Source organism: Streptosporangium sp. NBC_01755 (assembly GCF_035917995.1).
Lineage (GTDB): Bacteria > Actinomycetota > Actinomycetes > Streptosporangiales > Streptosporangiaceae > Streptosporangium.
Genome location: NZ_CP109131.1, coordinates 2,476,214 through 2,492,450, shown reverse-complemented (window position 1 = coordinate 2,492,450; position 16,237 = coordinate 2,476,214). Strand labels below are relative to the sequence as shown.

Genomic DNA, 16,237 nt, shown 5'->3' with positions numbered 1-16,237 from the left:
CCGCGCCGAGCACGGTGATACCTCCTCCCAGCGCGGCCGCCGCGGCGATACGACGGGCGGCTCGCGCCGTCCCGAATGTCCGGATCACGTGACGTTGCTCCCTCCGTACGGGGCGGTAGCGTTGCCTTGGAACACGATCGAGGTCCCGCCACCCCCATGGGATCACGGCGATCGACACAACAAGCTGACAGAGCTTTGGTATTTCGAGGTGATATTCCGGTGCGCGTACATGACTCGCTCGTCGAACTGATGGGCAATACCCCTCTCGTCCGGCTGTGGAAGGTGACGGAGGGCATCTCCGCCCAGGTGCTGGCGAAGGTGGAGTACTTCAATCCCGGTGGTTCGGTGAAGGACCGCATCGCGGTGCCGATGATCGACGCCGCCGAGAAGTCGGGCGAGCTGCGGCCGGGGGGCACGATCGTGGAGCCCACCTCGGGCAACACGGGGATCGGCCTGGCCATCGTGGCACAGCAACGGGGATACCGGTGCCTGTTCGTGGTGCCGGACAAGGTGGCCCAGGATAAGATCGCGGTGCTGCGTGCCTACGGCGCGGAGGTCGTGGTCTGCCCGACGGCGGTCTCTCCCGACCACCCCGACTCCTACTACTCCGTCTCCGACCGGCTGGCCAAGGAGACGCCGAATGCCTGGAAGCCGGACCAGTACTCCAATCCGAACAACCCTGAGAGCCACTACCGCTCCACGGGGCCGGAGATCTGGGAGCAGACCGAGGGTCGGATCACCCACTTCGTGGCGGGCGTCGGCACCGGTGGCACGATCAGCGGCACCGGCCGCTACCTCAAGGAGGTCTCCGGCGGCCGAGTCAAGATCATTGGTGCCGACCCGGAGGGCTCGGTCTACTCCGGCGGCACCGGGCGGCCGTACCTGGTGGAGGGCGTCGGCGAGGACATCTGGCCGGCCACCTACGACACCACGATCTGTGACGAGATCATCGCGGTCTCCGACAAGGACTCCTTTGGCATGACCCGCCGCCTGGCCCGTGAGGAGGCGCTCCTGGTAGGCGGCTCCTGCGGCATGGCGACGGTCGCGGCGCTGCGCGTGGCCGGGCAGGCCGGACCTGACGACGTGGTCGTGGTGCTGCTGCCCGACGGCGGCCGCGGCTACCTGTCGAAGATCTTCAACGACGAGTGGATGGCCGACTACGGCTTCCTGACCACCTACAGCGACGAGGGCCTGGTCAAGGACGTGCTGACCCGCAAGAGCTCAGGCATGCCGGAGTTCGTGCACACCCACCCGCACGAGTCGGTCGACACGGCCATCTCGATCATGCGCGAGTACGGAGTGTCGCAGCTTCCCGTGATGAAGGAGGAGCCGCCGGTCATGGCCGCCGAGGTGGTCGGCTCGATCCTGGAGCGTGACCTGCTGGACGCCCTCTACCACGGCCGGGTGCGGCCGACCGACCCGCTGGCGGCTCACATGTCGCAGCCGCTGCCGACGATCGGCGCGGGGGAGCCGGTCTCCATCGCCGTCGAGGCGCTGGAGAAGGCCGACGCCGCGGTCGTCCTCGACAACGGCAAGCCCGTCGGGCTGCTCACCCGCCAGGACCTGCTGGTCTTCCTCGCCAATCGCTGAGTGCCGCCCGGACGCCCGCCGGGAGACCCCGGTCGGGGTTCGGGCCGTCTCCTTGCGGTCAGAGAGGAAACTCGGCCACCACCTCCCAGGCACCGGAGTGGGTGGGCCCGGCCATGAGCCTGCCGCCGAGCGCCTCGACGCGCTCGGCCATGCCCACCAGGCCGAAGCCGCCACCGAGGCGGGAGACCCTGATGTCGGACGCCGAGCCGTAGTTGCGCACCCGCAGCCGCACGGCGTCCCCGTCGGACCAGGCCTCCGCGGCGGAGGCGGCACGCCGGCTCCGCTGCTCCTGGCCGTTCCTCGCACGCCCGCTCCCGGCCCAGGCGCGCAGGTCGGAGCCGTCGGTCAGCCTCAGCTCCGCCTCCACCCAGCCGGTGCCCGGGGCATGCCGGCGAACGTTGGTCAGCGACTCCTGGAGGACCCGGTGGAGGGTGGTCATCACCTCGGGGGCCACGGTGCCGTCGGTGATGCCCTGACCGATGTCGAAGGCGACCTGGGGGCCGGCGGTGGAGAAGCGCTCGACCATCGTGCGCATCTCCATGAGCGTGCTGCCCGGTGAGCGGGCGGCCTCGTCCTGCGCGCGGAGCACACCGACCAGGCGGCGCATCGAGGTCAGCGCGTCGGCGCCGGCGCCGGCGATCGCCTCCAGGGCCGGTACCACGGCCTCCGGCTTCTGCTCGGCGACGACCTTGGCGGCCTGTGCCTGTACCACGATCCCGGTGATGTGGTGGGCGACCAGATCGTGCAGCTCCCTGGCCAACTCCAGGCGCTCGGCCCGCCGCACCGCCTCGACGGCCTCCCTGCGGCGCTCCTGCTGGAAGCGGAAATAGGCGCCGATACCCGCGGCGAACGACCAGCTCACGAAGAGCAGGAAGCCGGAGACCACGCTGGCGGTCGTCTCGTTCAGGCGCACGCAGGAGGTCTCCAGTACGACCATCGCGGCCAGCGAGAACAGCGCGGCCTGCCGCACCGGCTCGATCGCGCGCAGCCCGCCGACGGTGAGGACCAGCAGCGCCCCGATCTCGGCCAGCCCAGGACTGCCGTCGGCCTCGGCGATCCCGATGGCCAGGCTGGACAGGAACGACACCGCCAGCAGGGCGACGAATCCGTTGACCCGTCGGCTGCGGCGCCACAGCACCGCCGCGATGCCCACCATGCCGCACACGAGACTCGGCCACGCCGCCCCGTTGGGCTCGCTCGTCACCACCACGAGGTCGATCAGCAGGAGCAGGAGGAGCCAGCCGATCAACGCGATCTCGCTGAGCCTTTTGACCCAGTAGACGAGCCGATTCGTTTCCCCCACGGTCACAGAGCCTAAGCCTGAAGGGGGAGATGTCATATCGACCGTTCGGACGAATCATCCCGGTTCGAACCGGACCTTCAGCGGAGGCGGTGCCAGGTGGGCGTCACCGATGCTTGAGACGTCGAAGTGGGAAGAGAAGGGAGTGAGCCTGGGGGATGGGGCGGTTGCAGGTGCCCTGAGGGCGTCGATGTTGCGAGTAGCGTTGACCTCATGAACCAAGGATTCGAGACGCTGGCCATCCACGCAGGTCAGGAACCCGACCCCTACACCGGGGCCGTGGTGCCGCCGATCTACGCGGTTTCCACCTACAAGCAGGACGGCGTGGGCGGGTTGCGCGCCGGATATGAGTACAGCCGGTCGGCCAACCCGACCAGGACGGCGCTGGAAGAGGCCATGGCCGCGGTCGAGGGCGGCAGCCGAGGTCTGGCCTTCGCCTCGGGCCTGGCGGCCGAGGACACGGCGCTTCGCACGATCTGCAAGCCGGGCGACCACGTCATCATCCCGAACGACGCCTACGGGGGCACCTACCGCCTGTTCGCCAAGGTTCACGAGCGCTGGGGGCTGCACTACGACCCGGTGCCGCTGGGCGACCTGGCGGCGGTGGCGGCCGCGGTGACCCAGAAGACCAGGATCATCTGGGTGGAGACGCCCACCAACCCGCTGCTCGGCATCGCGGACATCGCGGCCCTGGCCCAGCTCGCACGCGAGTGCGGTGCGTTGCTGGTGGTGGACAACACCTTCGCCTCCCCGTACCTGCAGCAGCCGCTGGCGTTGGGGGCGGACGTCGTCGTGCACTCCACCACCAAGTACGTGGGCGGTCACTCCGACGTGGTCGGTGGCGCGCTCGTCGCACGCGACGCCGGGCTGGGCGAGGAGCTCGCATACCACCAGAACGCGATGGGCGCGGTGGCCGGGCCGTTCGACGCCTGGCTGACGCTGCGCGGCCTCAAGACGCTCGGGGTGCGGATGGACCGTCACTGCGAGAACGCCGAGCGGGTGGTGGAGCTGCTGCTCGCCCATCCGCGGGTGACCTCGGTGCTCTACCCGGGCCTGGCCGATCATCCCGGTCACGAGGTGGCGGCCAAGCAGATGAGGCGCTTCGGCGGCATGGTCTCCTTCCGGACGGCCGGGGGGGAGGCCGAGGCGGTCGAGGTGTGTGACCGGACCAGGCTGTTCACCCTGGGCGAGTCGCTCGGTGGTGTGGAGTCGCTGATCGAGCACCCCGGCCGGATGACCCACGCCTCCGTGGTGGGCTCGCCACTGGAGGTCCCCGGCGACCTGGTCCGCCTGTCGGTCGGCATCGAGTCGATCGACGACCTCCTCGCCGACCTCACCCAGGCACTGGGGTAGGAACGCGGGCGCGCTCAGACCGGGTTGAACCAGACCATCAGCGCCAGGATGATCATCCAGATCAGCACGATCACGCCGGAGAGCGCGGCGATCCGGCCGACCTGCACCTGGGCGCCGTCCTCCGGGCTCTCGCTGGAGAGGACCCGGATGGCGGTGCCCTGGTCGCGGACCACCATGACCAGCAGTCCCAGGGTGACGATGAAGAGCGTCATGGACACCGACAGGTACGGCCTGCCGAGGGATCCGCCACCCAGCAGCAGGCCGAACAGGAAGATCCCCAGGGAGGCGAGGCCGTAGATACGGGTGGTCTTGTGCAGGTAGCGCAGGACGCTGACGTTCTTGGCGCGGATGAATCTGGGAGTGGACATCGTGGCGGCGGTCACCGGGCCCAGAGCGAAGATCGCAAAGCCGATGTGCAGCCAGAGCAGCAGGTCTGTCATGCGCCAGACCTTAGTCTTCGCCGATCTTTTCTGAGTACGGCTCGCGCGCACGTCGCCGACCTGGAGCGATCTTTTGAAGGAGGCTCCGGCACAGCGGGCGGGCGTGCCCCGGACCCTTCGTCTCCGGCGGGCGCCGTTCGGGCCGGGTCGGTCGGACACCCGGGGGTGGAGGTCAATCGCCCTCGATGCCGTCGTGCCTGTCGCGGCCGTGCGGGACCATGCACACCTCGAAGCAGACGCAGACGATGAGCATCAGTGCCACGAGAATTCCCGCGAGCATCGGACTCATTCCTCCCCCTTGAATCGGTGAACTTTCTTTACTAGGTAGACGGCGGCCGCCCCGAAGGTGTTGTTACGAAAGGGTCACGTTTCGGGGGGTGGGCGTTGAGGTGGACGTTGCCGGTCGAGGGATGGTCGATCTTCGCATCCTGCTCTGAGCACACCCAGGGATTAGTAGGATCGAGGAAGAGCCCGTTCCCATGTGATGTGAGACCGGCGGCGAAGTCGTGGTCGTGCCGGGCGGGCCTTCCACCGAACAGAGATAGACGGCACGAAGGAGTGCCCGCCGTGGCTGTCAAACACGTTGAGCCGTACACCGAGGAGTGGCGGGACCAGCCGGCCCACTATGTCAGCCTCGCCGTCGAGGCACTGGGTGACCAGGTCGAGAGCTGGTGGCAGGGTCCCTGCGACCCGCGCACCGTCACCGTCCGCCTGACCGGGGGCGACGCGCTGGTCTGGGACGAGGAGAGCGGCTGGCGCCGTGGCCGCTATGCGAGCGGCGACCCGGGCACCCCCACCGTCCTCGCCGACGATCGCTATCTCGGCGGCGGCCTCCTGCTCGCTCCCCGCCGGCTCCCCTCCGCTGTTGCCGACGCCCGCGCGGGCGTCGGCAACAGCACGGCGTGGCGCCCCTGCTACCGCTCCTACCGCCACTACCACGACGGCTTCGACCTGGCACTCGACGGCTACATCGGCTAGGCCGACGTCCGAGGCCCCCGGTGGGTGAATGCCGGGCGGGACCCGTCAGCGCGTGCGGCGGACCCGCAGGAAGTCACTGACGACGTACTCTCCCAGGCGGTCGGCGCCGGGAGAGAAGACCCGGCCGCCGTTGCGCCGCCCGACCTCGTTCACGAAATCCTTCAGACGCTCGTCATCGGCGAGCATGAAGACATTGAGCGTCGCCCTGCGCCGGGTCATCTTGTCGACCTCGGCGAGCGTCAGCTCCAGCGTCTCCTGGGTGGGCGGCCACTCGAAGGCCGCCGAGCCGTTGCGCCGCAGGTGGGCGGTGGGCTCACCGTCGGTGACCACGAGCACGACCGGCTCGAAGTCGGGGTGGCGGTCCAGGTGACGTCCGGCGATCAGCAGGGCGTGGTGCAGGTTCGTCCCCTGGACCATGTCCCACTCCAGGCCCGCCAGTTCGTCGGGCTGCAGCACGCGGGCGTAGTTGGAGAAGCCGATGATCTGCACCGAGTCCTGGGGGAACTTCGAGGCCACCAGCGCCTGCAGCGCCATCGCCGTCTGCTTGGCGGCTGCCCAGGTGCCGCGCAGCGCCATCGAGTAGGACAGGTCGACCAGCAGGCACACCGCCGCCGCCGTGCGTCGCTCGGTCTCGGCCACCTCGAAGTCGTCGACGGACAGGGTCACCGCGCCGGTGCTTCCGCCGCGCCGGACGCCGTTGATCACCGTGCGGACCACGTCGATCGGCTGCTCGTCGCCGAACCGCCAGGGCCGTGAGGAGCCGGTGAGCTCACCGGCCGAGCCCGCGTCCACCTGGTCGTGGTCGCCGCGGCGCCCGCTCTCCAGGGAGGCGAAGACGCGGCGCAGCGCGGTCTCGCCCAGGCGCCTGACGGCCTTCGGGGTGAGCTCCAGCTTGCCGCGCCGGCGCAGCAGGTAGCCCTGCTGCTCCAGTTCGCGCTCGATCTGCCTGAGCGCCTGCAGGTCGTCGACGGCCGCCCGGCCGAGGGCTCGCCGGATCGCGGCCTCGTCGATGTCGTCCATCCGGGCACCGGGGTAGTCCTGGCGGAGCGCGGCCTCCAGCTGGGTCAGGTCGGCGAGCTCGTCCAGCGCGCTCACCGCGTCGGACATCCCCAACGGCTCGTCGCCGCTCAGCCGCTCGGGGGTGTTCCAGGCGAGGTCGGGGCGGCGGGCGTACAGGGATTCGCCCAGGCGGCGCATCTGCTCGTCCAGCCCGGCCTGGGCGAGTGTCTGCTCGATCAGCCGGCCAAGCTCCTCGCGCTGGGCCGGGGTCAGGGAGGCCAGCAGGCGCTGGGTGGCCGCGGCCCGCCGGGCGAGGGTGTCGACCAGCTCTTCCAGGTTCCGTGGTGATTCCGGGAACATGTCCCCATATTTCGACATGAACTGGTCGAAATCTGCCTGAGTGTGCTCACCGCGGGCATCCCGGCCGAGCATGTCGTTCAGGTCGGACATCATCTCCCTGACCCGCTCCATGGCGGCGGGGTCGGGATCGGCCAGAGCCTGCCGCATGCCGCGGAACCGGCTGTCGAGCACCTCCCCGCGCAGCAGGTCACGCAGCTCCTCGAAGGTCTGCCCGGCGGCGGCCGAGCGCCATTGGTAGTCACCCAGCTCCCGGATGGCGCTCGCCGTGTCGTCAGGAAGACCGGCCAGCTCCGCCTCACGCAGCCTGGCCTCGTCCGAGGGGTCGGGGAACAGCTCGGCCCGCTCCTGGTCGATCGCCTTGTCCAGTAGCGCCCTGGCCCGCTCCAGCGTGCCGTCCAGGCGCCCGCGCTCGCGTAGCTCCCGGCGCCGCCGCCGCACCTCGCGGAGCAGATCGTCAAGCCCACGCCGATCCTGCGCGCCCGGCAGGCCCTCCTTGAGCAGGTCGCGCAGGGCGTGGGCGGGGTTGGAACCGGACAGGATCGCGTCGCCCATCCGGTCCAGCGCCGAACGGACGTCGTACGGAGGGGCGAGCGGGTCAGGCCCGTCCCGATATTCGCCATAGCGATAGCTCATGCCAGACACCTCAGGTGCGGTAGATCGTCGTGCCGTCCACCTCGTCCTTGGAGAGCCGACGCAGGAGGTACAGGCCCTCCAGGGCGAACTCCAACGCGGCGGCGGCGTGGCCGGGGGACTCGTCGCCGATGCCGAGCTGGGACATGATCTTCGCCAGGCCCTGCACCGGGCCGATCCTGCGCAGCAGCTCGGCCGCCGGGACCGTCACCCCCGACTCGACCTGGACGCCCTCTGCGAACATCTCCAGCAGCGGGGCCAGGTCCGTGCCGCCGAGCGTGCCGCGGAACGTCTCGGACACCGCCCTGCGGAGCAGGTGTGAGAGCACCTCGGTCTCCCGGCCCTCCTCGCTGACCTCGAACTCCACCTTGCCGCGGAGCGTGTGCACGATCCCCGGCAGGTCGGCGACCCTGGCCACCGCGTGGTCCTCGCCGGTCAGCGCCGCACGCCGTACGGCCGAGGCGGCCGTGGTCTCGGCCGCGGCGATGGAGAAGCGGGCCGAGACCCCCGAGCGCGCGTCCACGGCGGTGGACTCACGGACCAGCCGGGTAAAGCGGGCGATCACCTCGATCAGGTGGTCGGGCAGGTCGGCGCCCACCTGGCCGAGCGCGGCCTCCTGGCGGATCAGGACCAGCTCGGTCTCGATCGAGAGCGGGTAGTGGGTGCGGATCTCGGCGCCGAAACGGTCCTTCAGCGGGGTGATGATCCGGCCGCGGTTGGTGTAGTCCTCGGGGTTGGCACTGGCGATCAGCAGGATGTCCAGGGGCAGGCGCAGGTTGTAGCCCCTGACCTGGATGTCGCGCTCCTCCAGCACGTTGAGCAGCGAGACCTGGATGCGCTCGGCCAGGTCGGGCAGCTCGTTGACGGAGAACACGCCCCGGTTGCTCCTGGGGACCAGGCCGTAGTGGACGGTCTCCGGGTCGCCGAGCGTACGCCCCTCAGCGATCTTGATTGGGTCGATGTCGCCGATCAGGTCGCCGACGGAGGTGTCGGGGGTGGCGAGTTTCTCGCCGTACCGCTCGTCCCGGTGTTTCCAGGAGATCGGCAACTCCTCGCCCGCCTCGTCGGTCAGGCGGCGACAGCGGACGCACGCGGGCTCATAGGGATGGTCGTTGATCTCGCAGCCCTCGACGACGGGGGTCCACTCGTCGAGGAGTCCGGTCACGGTGCGGATCAGGCGGGTCTTGCCCTGACCTCGCTCACCGAGCAGGACCAGGTCATGTCCGGCGAGCAGCGCCCGCTCCAGGTATGGCAGGACGGTGTCGTCGAAGCCCACGATGCCGGGGAACCGCGACTCCCCTGCCCGCAGGCGGGCCAGGAGGTTCTCACGGATCTCGGCCTTTACCGTACGGTGAATATGGCCGCTCGCGCGCAGCTCGCGCAGAGTACGTGGCTCTGGGATTTGAGGCACGGGACTGAGCCTACGTCCACAACGCCCGATCCGACACTCTCATCCATCTTTTGGATCTTGACCTTTGCGAGCCGAGAGGAGGTCAATATTGTGTGGGGCTTCACGCGAGTGCTTGTGTCGGCAGTGGGGAGAATCGCTCCAAGACAAGACACCGGGTGATTCCAGGATCAAGGCGTCATGACGACCTCGGAGGGGACGTCAGGCAGATCCGGCATTCACCAACTTCACGGCAGGCATCGGGCGGGACCGCGGTCACTCCCGGGCGAGCCGTCAGACGAGAGGGAGAGGCGAGACGAGTGGCGCTGATGACAAGCCGTTTCGCCGATGGCCTCGCAGTGGGGTCCGATCTGGTCGCCGCAGCCGAGACCGCGGTGCGTCAAGCTCTGTTCGGCCTGTCCGGACCCGCCGACCTGCTCTGCTTTTTCATCTGCGGAGACGATCCCGACGAGGTCTCCCGCGCCGGACTGCGTGCGATGAGCATGGCGCCGGGCGCCGCCGTCCTCGGCTGTAGCGCCACCGGGGTCATCGGTGACGGGCAGGGGGTCGAGGTCACTCCCGCGGTCAGTGCCTGGGCCGCCACCCTGGGCGGGGCCAGGCTGACGACCTTCGCGCTCGACACGCTGCGGACCGACGACCGCTTCGTCGTGGTCGGCCTGCCCGATCGCGGCCCCGATGATCACGCCGCCATCCTGCTCGCCGACCCCTACACCTTCCCCACCGACGGTTTCGTCGAGCGCTCCGAGGAGGTCATGGGAGACCTTCCGCTGATCGGCGGCCTGGCCAACGCGACCCAGGGCCGCGGCGCGGTGCGGCTGTTCGCCGACGGGAGGATCTACACAGAGGGGGCCGTCGGGGTGCTGCTCAGCGGTGACCTCAACGTCAGCACCGTGGTCAGCCAGGGCTGTCGCCCGATCGGCCCGACGATGGCCGTCACCTCCGTGGAGGACAACCTCCTGCTCGAACTCGCGGGACAGCCCGCCCTGGCTCGGCTGGAGGAGATCGTCAGCGCCCTGGACGAGGACGACCGCGACCTGGTCGCCTCGGGGCTGCAGATCGGCATCGCCATGGACGAGTACGCCGAACGGCACGAGCGCGGCGACTTCCTGATCCGGGGCGTGCTCGGCATCGACCCCGAACGCGAGGCCGTGGCCATCGGCGATGTCGTCGAGATCGGCCGTACCGTCCGATTCCAGGTCCGCGACGCCGCCACCGCCGACGAGGACCTGTACGAACTGCTGGACGCCCACCGCGAGGAGTTCGGCCGGGTGGACGGCGCTCTGCTGTTCTCCTGCAACGGCCGGGGCTCGGCCATGTTCGGCAGCGCCGACCACGACGCCGTCGCCGTCCGCGACACTCTGGGGCCCATCGGGGTGGCCGGATTCTTCGCCGCGGGAGAGGTGGGCCCCGTGGGCGGCCACAACCACGTCCACGGCTTCACCGCCTCGGTCCTGATCTTCTCCACCCGCCCACCCGCCGGCCACCCGTGAGGTCGGCGGGCACCGGTGGTGTTCAGCCGAGAAGGGCCGAGGGTCACAACGAGGGTCACAACGAGGGTCACAACGAGGCGAAGAGTTTGCCCGCGGCGTGGGCCGCCCGGTGTTCGGCGTCCACCGTCCTCTCCAGCACCTCGGGGTCCATGACGATGGCGGACTTGGGGATCTCGGCACGGCTGCGCGGCGAGATGGGCAGGCCGACGGCGGCGAACCGGTCCGCCAGACACGCGAACGCCTCATCGTCGATGCCGGAATCGTTGATCAGCGCCTCCAGGAGGGTGCTTCCCCTCGGGGCGAAGAAGGTGCCCTCGCTGTCGATCGCGACGATCGGCGGCCTCGCCGCCCGCTCATCCGGGTGCAGCCAGTATCCGTACACACCGTCGCCGAGCGAGGGCGAGTTGAACGTCTCCACGGCGGGGAACAGGTGGCTCAACAGCTCCGACCACGACCCGCCGATCTTTCGGTTGGCGTCGTCGTCGAAGACCGGATGGGTGCTCCCCGGCCCCAGCACGGTGATCTCCATCTCGTGCAGCGGGTCGGCGTCCCGGTCCGCACCGGGTGGCCGGGCGGCCTGGATGGCGACCATCCGCAGCAGCTCGCCGGGGATCGGGCGGTCGCCGAGCCGCCGCTTCGCCCATTCGACGTACTCCTCCTCTGTGAATCGCCCTTCCGTCATGTCAGGAAACCCTGCCCTCCGGTGTCGGTCACCGCGTACATCTGCGCTCCGTGTTGTCCAGGAACCGATTCCGTCTCCACCCGAGTCTGCTCGCACCGTCTTGTAAGGCCCTTGTAAGCGACTGGGGCGCCCCTGGACGGTGGCCGAGCCCGTCCTGGCCGTGACTCCCGCTTGATCCGGCGCGAGAGCGCGAGAGCGCGAGAGCGCGAGCGCACGTCGTACGATGGCCCGCATGTCGGAGTCCCGGGTGACCTACGAGGATGTGGTCGCCGCGCGCGAGTTGCTGGCCGATGTCGCCCTGCGCACCCCGTTGCTCCACTCGCACGTGCTGTCGGGCATCGTCGGCGGACCCGTCCACCTCAAGTGCGAGCACCTGCAGCGCTCGGGTTCTTTCAAGATCCGGGGGGCGTACGTCAGGATCGCCGGGCTGACCGAGAGCGAGCGGCGGCGAGGGGTGGTCGCGGCCAGTGCGGGCAACCACGCGCAGGGCGTGGCGCTCGCCTCCGGGCTGGTCGGGGCCTCCTCGACGGTCTACATGCCGCGAGGGGCACCGCTGCCCAAGGTGGCCGCCACCCGCTCGTACGGCGCCGAGGTGATCTTCGCGGGCGAGACCGTGGACGTCGCACTGGAGCGGGCGAAGGAGCATGCCGAGCGGACCGGGGCGGTTTTCATCCATCCCTTCGACCATCCCGACGTCATCGCCGGGCAGGGCACGATCGGGCTGGAGATCGCGGAGCAGCTCCCCGAGGTAGGCACGATCGTGATGTCGCTGGGCGGCGGGGGGCTGGCCGCCGGGGTCGCGCTCGCGGTCAAGTCGCTGAAGCCGGGCGTGCGGATCGTCGGGGTCCAGGCCGAGAGGGCCGCCGCCTACCCTGTGTCGCTGGCCGCCGGGCATCCGGTCGAGGTCCGGCCCGCCTCGACGATGGCCGACGGCATCGCCGTGGGCCGTCCGGGCGAGCTGCCCTTCGAACTGATCCACTACCTGGTCGACAACGTCGTCACCGTCACCGAGAGTCAGATCTCCCAGGCGCTGGTGCTCTGCCTCGAACGGGCCAAGCAGGTCGTCGAACCGGCGGGTGTGGCCGGGGTGGCCGCGATCCTGGCCCACCCACGGATCTTCGAGCCGCCCGTGGTGGCCGTGCTCTCCGGAGGCAACATCGACCCGCTGCTCCTGGCCAAGGTTCTCCGGCACGGTCTGGCCGCCGCGGGGCGCTATCTGACCCTGCGGGTGCCGCTCTCCGACAAGCCGGGCGCGCTGGCGGCGCTGCTGGTCAGGCTGGCCGAACTCGGCGCCAACGTGCTCGACATCGTGCACGAGCGGCTGGGCATGCACCCCGGCGAGGTCGAGGTGCAGCTCCAACTGGAGACCAGGGGGCCGGTGCACTCCGAGGAGGTGCTGGGCTCCTTGCGGGGGGACGGATACAAGATCAGCTTTACCTGAGTCATCAGGGGGGCGAGGGGGCGGACCCGGCCCGCGAGGTCCGCAGCCGGGTCAGGACGGGGGAGGGGATGTCTCGCCCGGGTTCTCAGGGTGGGCCGGACCCGGCCCGCGAGGTCCGCAGCCGCGTCACCAGGTGGACGGCTTCTCCGCGGTGAACAACCAGGCGTCGAAGAGCGCGGAGAGGTTCTTGCCGGAGATCTTCTCGGCCATCGCGATGAATTCCGGGGTCGTGACACTCCCGTACTTGTGTGTGGCGACCCACTGCTTCAGCAGCTTGAAGAACGCCGGGTCGCCGATCCGCTGCCTGAGCGCGTGGAGCGTCATGCCGCCCCGGTTGTAGACGGACTTGTTGAACAGGTCCTCCGGCTTGGCCCGGCCGGGGGCGTAGCTCCAGATGGGGTCGTCGGCGCCGGCGGCGTAGTGCCTGCGGAAGAGTTGTTCGGTGGTGGACCGGCCCTCGTGCTCCGACCAGAGCCACTCGGCGTAGGTCGCGAAGCCCTCGTTGAGCCACAGGTCCTTCCACCGCTTGATGCTGAGGCTGTCGCCGAACCACTGGTGGGCCAGTTCGTGGGCGATGATGTCGTCGCCAGGGGCGAATCCGCCGTACATGGGCTTGGTCTGGTTCTCCAGTGCGTAGCCCGCGGGGAAGTCGTCGACCACGCCCCCGGTGGAGGAGAAGGGGTAGGGCCCAAAAATCGTGCTCCAGTAGTCGGTGACCTTCCCCGACACGTCGTACAACCTCTGCAGCGAGCCGCGGAAGATCGGGTCGACGGCCGCCAGGTTCTTCAGGCCCCCGGCGGTCTTGCCCTGGAGCACCTCGAACCTGCCCAGTGTCATGGTGGCCAGGTAACTGGCCATCGGGTGGCTCTCCCGCCACCGGAAGGTCGTCTTGCCCCCGGCGGTCTTCGGCTCGCCGACGAGCTCGCCGTTGGCCAGCGCCGTCAGCCCCGTGGGCACGGTGAGCTCGAAGTCGTAGCGTGCCTTGTCGGCGGGATGGTCGTTGCCGGGGAACCAGGTCTTGGCGCCGTTGGGCTGACCCGTGACGAACGCGCCATCCCTGGTTGGAATGAAGCCGTACGTGCCCAGATTGGAGGAGTTCCGGACCGGTTTGGGCTCTCCGGCGTACGCGACCTCGACGGCGAACGCCGCGTCGTTCGGGATGGACGCGGCGGGGATGACGGTGAGCTCGCTTCCGGCCCGGTCGAATCTCGCGGGCCTGCCGTCCACGGTGACCCGGCTGACCGTGAAGCCTGAGAGGTCGAGGTTGAAGCTCGCCAGGTGCTGGGTGGCCCGGGCGTCGATCCTGGCCACCCCGGCCAGGTGTTTCGAAGACGGGTTGTAGCCCAGCTTGAGCAGGTAGTGGTCGACGTCGTAGCCGCCGTTGCCGTCTGTGGGGAAGCCGGGGTCGCCGATCCCGGGGGAGCCGGGCTTGGCCCCGCTGTCAGCGGTGGAGCCGGACAGGGGGGACGCGGAGGGGCCCGACAACGCCGAGTTCACCGCCGGGACGCTCTCCCCGCTCGACGCGGCACAGGCGACCGTGCCGACGGTCGCGAGTGTGCTGAGCAGAGCGGCGGTCGCCGTGGTGGCCAGCCGTTTGGACGCCATACCCTCAACTCCCCTTCCACGGCCCGAGAGGCCGAGCCCGTGTACGGCACACTACGCGACTGACCTGCGCCGATCAGGCGTCTACGACAAGGGTCCCGGCCGCGATGTCATGCACGGCCTGCTTGCGCGACTGAAAAAGGATGAAAGCCAGGTCTATCCACCCCAGGCAGCAGGTGACGTACATCACCCACCGGACCAGCTCGCGAATCGCCGTCTGCCCGGCGTCGGCCCTCCGTCCGCCCATGTCGGCCACGCGCAGATGGAAGAGGCGCTTGCCGGGCGTCTGCCCGTTCCAGAAGGCGGTCAGCAGCCAGTAGTACAGAAAGCCGATCACCGCCACCAGGAGGGTCTCCGCGTGGGGCGTTATCGAGACGAAGCCCTCGGAGCCGGTGATGGTGCTGACGGTCCGGTAGCTGAACGGCGCGGAGATGAGGCTGATGATGACGAGGTCGAGGATGCCCGCGAACAGACGGCGCCATCGCCCGCCCAGCCGTATGTTCCCGGCTCCGGGAAGCCCGCTGAAGGGCCCTCCGCCGTAACCGGGGCCGGGACTGTAGCCGGGACCGGGTTCCGGACCGGGACCGGGTTCCGGACCGGGGCCGTAGCCGGGACCGGGTTCCGGACCGGGCCCGTGGCGGGGGCCGGGTTCCGGGCCGGGTCCGTAGTGGGGACCGGGACCGGGGCCCGGGTGGCCCGGTCCCGGTGGAGCGGGCTCCGACCACGGGTCCGATCCCTGGTCATCCGGCGGTGGCGGTACTGATCCCATTTATGGTTGATTGCCGCAAGAGTGCCATCGCAAAGCCAAAGGCGGTTGTGGGTTGCCTCTGAGCCGCGATCACAGATTTCCCCTGAGGTCCTGCTCGCGCTCGATTGCCTCGAAAAGCGCCTTGAAGTTGCCCTTGCCGAAGCCGAGCGAGCCGTGCCGCTCGATCAGCTCGAAGAACACGGTCGGACGGTCCTGCACCGGCTTGGTGAAGATCTGCAGCAGGTAGCCGTCCTCGTCCCGGTCGACCAGGATCCCGCGCCTCTTCAGCTCCTCGATCGGCGCGCGGACCTCGCCGATGCGCTTCCGCAGTTCCGGGTCGTCGTAGTAGGAGGCGGGCGTGTCCAGGAAACGGACCCCGGCCTCGCGCATGTGGTCGACGGTGCCGAGGATGTCGTTGGTGGCAAGCGCGACGTGCTGCACGCCGGGGCCGCCGTAGAACTCCAGGTACTCGTCGATCTGCGACTTCTTCCTGGAGATCGCCGGCTCGTTGAGCGGGAACTTCACCTTGCGGGTGCCGTCCGCGACCACCTTGGACATCAGCGCCGAGTATTCGGTGGCGATGTCGTCGCCGACGAACTCCGCCATGTTGGTGAAGCCCATGACCCGCTTGTAGAACTCCACCCACTCGTCCATCTTGCCGAGTTCCACGTTGCCCACGCAGTGGTCGACCGCCTGGAACAGGCGGCCGTTCTTCACGTCGGGGGCTGGGAGGAGGGGCTCCGCCGGGACATAGCCGGGCAGGTAGGTGCCGCTGTAGTTGGACCTGTCGACGAGGGTGTGCCGGGTCTCGCCGTAGGTGGCGATCGCGGCGAGGACGACCTTGCCGTGCTCGTCCTCCAGCACCTGCGGCTCCGACAGCCCCCGCGCGCCCCGGGCGAGCGCGTGGGTGTAGGCCGCGTCCACGTCGGGGACCTCGATGGCGAGGTCGATCACGCCGTCGCCGTGCTCGGCCACATGGCGGGCGACGCCGGCGCCCGGGCGTACGGCCCCGCGGAACTCGAACCTGGCGGCGCCCGAGGTGAGGACGTACGCCACCTCGTCGCGGCTGCCGTTCTCCGGGCCCCGGTAGGCCACGAGTCGCATGCCGAAAGCACTGGAGTAGTAGTAGGCGGCCTGCTTGGCGTTGCCCACCGCGAAAACCACGGCGTCCATACCGTTCACGGGAAAGATGTCACTCATGCGGATACTGTCTGAT

At 69.5% G+C, this 16,237-nt stretch carries 13 protein-coding genes; 5 read left to right on the top strand and 8 right to left on the bottom strand.

Annotated elements, in window-relative coordinates:
- Positions 1–219 precede the first annotated feature (219 nt).
- Positions 220–1,590 (top strand): cystathionine beta-synthase, encoded by a 1,371-nt coding sequence (locus OG884_RS11360; protein ID WP_326644825.1) that lies wholly within the window; start codon positions 220–222, stop codon positions 1,588–1,590.
- Between the two features lie 58 nt (positions 1,591–1,648).
- On the opposite strand, the gene OG884_RS11355 is transcribed toward OG884_RS11360, so the two are convergent.
- Positions 1,649–2,893 carry a sensor histidine kinase gene (locus OG884_RS11355; protein WP_326644823.1) on the bottom strand — a complete coding sequence of 415 codons (1,245 nt, stop codon included), beginning with the start codon at positions 2,891–2,893 and terminating at the stop codon, positions 1,649–1,651.
- Positions 2,894–3,103: 210 nt separating this feature from the next.
- On the opposite strand from OG884_RS11355, the gene OG884_RS11350 reads away from it, so the two are divergent.
- The gene (locus tag OG884_RS11350) at positions 3,104–4,243 is read left to right on the top strand and encodes a cystathionine gamma-synthase (protein WP_326644821.1); all 1,140 of its coding nucleotides are present in this window, start codon (positions 3,104–3,106) and stop codon (positions 4,241–4,243) included.
- A gap of 14 nt (positions 4,244–4,257) precedes the next feature.
- Here OG884_RS11350 and OG884_RS11345 read toward each other — a convergent pair whose 3' ends face one another.
- A complete protein-coding gene (locus tag OG884_RS11345) occupies positions 4,258–4,683 on the bottom strand; it encodes a hypothetical protein (protein ID WP_326644819.1) in 426 nt (141 codons plus the stop codon).
- Between the two features lie 567 nt (positions 4,684–5,250).
- Between OG884_RS11345 and OG884_RS11340 the strand changes: the two genes are divergently transcribed.
- Positions 5,251–5,661 (top strand): DUF6292 family protein, encoded by a 411-nt coding sequence (locus tag OG884_RS11340; protein ID WP_326644817.1) that lies wholly within the window; start codon positions 5,251–5,253, stop codon positions 5,659–5,661.
- Between the two features lie 45 nt (positions 5,662–5,706).
- On the opposite strand, the gene OG884_RS11335 is transcribed toward OG884_RS11340, so the two are convergent.
- Positions 5,707–7,653, bottom strand: a complete 1,947-nt coding sequence (locus tag OG884_RS11335) for a vWA domain-containing protein (protein WP_326644815.1) — start codon at positions 7,651–7,653, stop codon at positions 5,707–5,709.
- Between the two features lie 10 nt (positions 7,654–7,663).
- Positions 7,664–9,061 (bottom strand): sigma 54-interacting transcriptional regulator, encoded by a 1,398-nt coding sequence (locus tag OG884_RS11330; RefSeq protein ID WP_326644813.1) that lies wholly within the window; start codon positions 9,059–9,061, stop codon positions 7,664–7,666.
- A 305-nt stretch (positions 9,062–9,366) separates the two neighbouring features.
- On the opposite strand from OG884_RS11330, the gene OG884_RS11325 reads away from it, so the two are divergent.
- Positions 9,367–10,548, top strand: a complete 1,182-nt coding sequence (locus OG884_RS11325; protein WP_326644811.1) for an FIST signal transduction protein — start codon at positions 9,367–9,369, stop codon at positions 10,546–10,548.
- A gap of 67 nt (positions 10,549–10,615) precedes the next feature.
- On the opposite strand, the gene OG884_RS11320 is transcribed toward OG884_RS11325, so the two are convergent.
- Positions 10,616–11,230 carry a hypothetical protein gene (locus OG884_RS11320; RefSeq protein ID WP_326644809.1) on the bottom strand — a complete coding sequence of 205 codons (615 nt, stop codon included), beginning with the start codon at positions 11,228–11,230 and terminating at the stop codon, positions 10,616–10,618.
- A gap of 232 nt (positions 11,231–11,462) precedes the next feature.
- Between OG884_RS11320 and ilvA the strand changes: the two genes are divergently transcribed.
- On the top strand, positions 11,463–12,671 hold the full coding sequence (gene ilvA, locus OG884_RS11315; protein ID WP_326644807.1) for a threonine ammonia-lyase: 1,209 nt from the start codon (positions 11,463–11,465) through the stop codon (positions 12,669–12,671).
- Positions 12,672–12,797: 126 nt separating this feature from the next.
- Here the strand turns inward: ilvA and OG884_RS11310 are convergent, their stop codons facing one another.
- The 3 genes from OG884_RS11310 to hppD all read right to left on the bottom strand — a co-directional run bounded on the left by OG884_RS11310 (position 12,798) and on the right by hppD (position 16,221).
- Positions 12,798–14,276: a M1 family metallopeptidase gene (locus OG884_RS11310; RefSeq protein ID WP_326644805.1), complete on the bottom strand. Its 1,479-nt coding sequence runs from the start codon at positions 14,274–14,276 to the stop codon at positions 12,798–12,800.
- Between the two features lie 73 nt (positions 14,277–14,349).
- Positions 14,350–15,042 (bottom strand): RDD family protein, encoded by a 693-nt coding sequence (locus OG884_RS11305; RefSeq protein WP_326644803.1) that lies wholly within the window; start codon positions 15,040–15,042, stop codon positions 14,350–14,352.
- Positions 15,043–15,111: 69 nt separating this feature from the next.
- Positions 15,112–16,221, bottom strand: a complete 1,110-nt coding sequence (gene hppD, locus OG884_RS11300; protein ID WP_326644802.1) for a 4-hydroxyphenylpyruvate dioxygenase — start codon at positions 16,219–16,221, stop codon at positions 15,112–15,114.
- Between the last annotated feature and the right edge of the window lie 16 nt (positions 16,222–16,237).

What these genes read in the sequence shown, in the direction of transcription:
- OG884_RS11350 (WP_326644821.1), top strand. Translation starts at nt 3,104, where the DNA reads ATGAACCAAGGATTCGAGACGCTGGCCATCCACGCAGGTCAGGAACCC.
- OG884_RS11335 (WP_326644815.1), bottom strand. Translation starts at nt 7,653, where the DNA reads ATGAGCTATCGCTATGGCGAATATCGGGACGGGCCTGACCCGCTCGCC.
- ilvA (WP_326644807.1), top strand. Translation starts at nt 11,463, where the DNA reads ATGTCGGAGTCCCGGGTGACCTACGAGGATGTGGTCGCCGCGCGCGAG.
- OG884_RS11310 (WP_326644805.1), bottom strand. Translation starts at nt 14,276, where the DNA reads ATGGCGTCCAAACGGCTGGCCACCACGGCGACCGCCGCTCTGCTCAGC.
- hppD (WP_326644802.1), bottom strand. Translation starts at nt 16,221, where the DNA reads ATGAGTGACATCTTTCCCGTGAACGGTATGGACGCCGTGGTTTTCGCG.
- OG884_RS11305 (WP_326644803.1), bottom strand. Translation starts at nt 15,042, where the DNA reads ATGGGATCAGTACCGCCACCGCCGGATGACCAGGGATCGGACCCGTGG.
- OG884_RS11325 (WP_326644811.1), top strand. Translation starts at nt 9,367, where the DNA reads ATGACAAGCCGTTTCGCCGATGGCCTCGCAGTGGGGTCCGATCTGGTC.
- OG884_RS11345 (WP_326644819.1), bottom strand. Translation starts at nt 4,683, where the DNA reads ATGACAGACCTGCTGCTCTGGCTGCACATCGGCTTTGCGATCTTCGCT.
- OG884_RS11320 (WP_326644809.1), bottom strand. Translation starts at nt 11,230, where the DNA reads ATGACGGAAGGGCGATTCACAGAGGAGGAGTACGTCGAATGGGCGAAG.